Raw genomic sequence first — 755 nt, forward strand, 5'->3', positions numbered from 1 at the left:
CGGCCGTTGTCGGCGATGCAGATGATGATGTGGCCGCCCTCGTGATAGGCGCTTAGGCGAATGGTGCCCTGCTCGCCCTTGCCACTCGCGAGCCGCTCGGCCGGGGTCTCCAGGCCATGGTCGGCGGAGTTGCGCACCATGTGGGTGAGCGGGTCCTTGATCAGGTCGAGCACCTGGCGGTCGAGCTCGGTGTCGGCGCCGTGCATCTCCAGCTCGATCTGCTTGCCGAGTTCGCTCGACAGATCGCGGACGATGCGCGGCAGTTTCTGCCAGGCATTGCCGATCGGCTGCATGCGCGTCTTCATGACGCCTTCCTGCAGCTCGGCGGTGACGTTGGAGAGGCGCTGCAACGGCACCTTGAACTCGGTGTCCTCGTTGCGGCGGGAGATCTCCAAGAGCTGGTTGCGGGTCAGGACCAGCTCGGAGACCATGGTCATCAGATGCTCCAGCGTATCCACGTTGACGCGGATCGACTGGTTGGCGACGCGGTCGCCTTCGGTGACGCTCTCGTCCGCCATCGACTTCTTGGGCGCGGCCTTGGTCTCTTTGGCGGGTTTTGCCGCGTCCTTGGCGGCAGCGGCCGGAGCCTCAGCGGGCGCTGGCTTGGCTTCTGCCTTGGCGGCCGGCGCGGGCGCCTCGATTGCGGTCTCGCGGAAGGCGCGCTCGAGCTCGTCGAGCGACACCTCGCCCGGACGCAACGGGCGCTCCAGCGTCTGCTCGATCAGCGTGCCCTGGGTCATCTCTTTTGCGGGTGC

The 755-nt window shown here is 66.9% G+C and carries 1 protein-coding gene; it reads right to left on the reverse strand.

Annotation, left to right across the window (positions count from 1 at the left end; genetic code table 11):
- Positions 1-755 (reverse strand): chemotaxis protein CheA (locus QQL28_RS45740; protein ID WP_431309739.1); only part of this gene is annotated, 755 nt, incomplete at both ends.

Origin of the sequence: Bradyrhizobium iriomotense (assembly GCF_030160715.1) — a bacterium.
In the GTDB taxonomy this organism is placed as follows: Bacteria; Pseudomonadota; Alphaproteobacteria; order Rhizobiales; family Xanthobacteraceae; genus Bradyrhizobium; species Bradyrhizobium iriomotense.